1 protein-coding gene is annotated in these 441 nt (G+C 67.1%); it reads right to left on the bottom strand.

The features are described from left to right. The coding region (locus JQ845_RS23360) for a hypothetical protein (protein ID WP_203009517.1) at positions 1–441 on the bottom strand (441 nt) is incomplete at both ends.

Here is a 441-nt window from a genome sequence, read left to right as displayed (position 1 = left end):
GGAAGCAGGATCGTCGTCCGTGTCGGGGGTGGGGTCGGCATCGGCGTCCGAGTCGGCATACGCATCCGCATCGGCGTCGGAATCAGCATCGGCATCGGCATCGGCATCAGCATCGGCATCAGCATCGGCGTCGGCATCGGCATCGGCATCGGCATCGGCGTCAGCATCGGCATCGGCGTCCGCATCAGCGTCAGCATCGGCATCGGCGTCGGCATCCGCATCCGCATCCGCATCAGCGTCGGCATCGGCATCCGCATCCGCATCCGCATCGGCGTCGGCATCGGCATCGGCATCGGCATCGGCGTCAGCATCCGCATCCGCGTCAGCGTCGGCATCCGCATCCGCATCCGCATCCGCGTCGGCATCGGCCTCCGCATCGGCGTCGGCATCCGCATCGGCATCGGCATCAGCATCGGCCAACGCGAAATAGACCGCGTCTGA

The organism is Pseudomonas paraversuta (genome assembly GCF_904063065.1).
GTDB lineage: Bacteria > Pseudomonadota > Gammaproteobacteria > Pseudomonadales > Pseudomonadaceae > Aquipseudomonas > Aquipseudomonas paraversuta.
The sequence above is the reverse complement of the archived record's forward strand: the minus strand, read 5'-3'. Positions and strand labels throughout refer to the sequence as shown.